The organism is Pseudescherichia sp. AS216 (assembly GCF_037152055.1).
Lineage (GTDB): Bacteria > Pseudomonadota > Gammaproteobacteria > Enterobacterales > Enterobacteriaceae > Pseudescherichia.
This window is the reverse complement of sequence record NZ_JBBCMV010000018.1, coordinates 1-812: the sequence shown is the minus strand read 5'-3', so window position 1 is coordinate 812 and position 812 is coordinate 1. Positions and strand designations below refer to the sequence as shown.

General features: G+C 53.0%; 1 rRNA gene. It reads left to right on the top strand.

Annotated elements, in window-relative coordinates:
- A 23S ribosomal RNA gene (locus WFN61_RS20700) occupies nt 1-812 on the top strand; the annotation flags it as partial.

The following is an 812-nucleotide window of genomic DNA, read 5'->3' as shown; positions in this document are numbered from 1 at the left end:
TGTGAACTCGAAGAGTAGGGCGGGACACGTGGTATCCTGTCTGAATATGGGGGGACCATCCTCCAAGGCTAAATACTCCTGACTGACCGATAGTGAACCAGTACCGTGAGGGAAAGGCGAAAAGAACCCCGGCGAGGGGAGTGAAACAGAACCTGAAACCGTGTACGTACAAGCAGTGGGAGCCTACTTGTTAGGTGACTGCGTACCTTTTGTATAATGGGTCAGCGACTTATATTCTGTAGCAAGGTTAACCGTATAGGGGAGCCGAAGGGAAACCGAGTCTTAACTGGGCGTTAAGTTGCAGGGTATAGACCCGAAACCCGGTGATCTAGCCATGGGCAGGTTGAAGGTTGGGTAACACTAACTGGAGGACCGAACCGACTAATGTTGAAAAATTAGCGGATGACCTGTGGCTGGGGGTGAAAGGCCAATCAAACCGGGAGATAGCTGGTTCTCCCCGAAAGCTATTTAGGTAGCGCCTCGTGAACTCATCTTCGGGGGTAGAGCACTGTTTCGGCTAGGGGGCCATCCCGGCTTACCAACCCGATGCAAACTGCGAATACCGAAGAATGTTATCACGGGAGACACACGGCGGGTGCTAACGTCCGTCGTGAAGAGGGAAACAACCCAGACCGCCAGCTAAGGTCCCAAAGTCATGGTTAAGTGGGAAACGATGTGGGAAGGCACAGACAGCCAGGATGTTGGCTTAGAAGCAGCCATCATTTAAAGAAAGCGTAATAGCTCACTGGTCGAGTCGGCCTGCGCGGAAGATGTAACGGGGCTAAACCATGCACCGAAGCTGCGGCAGCGAC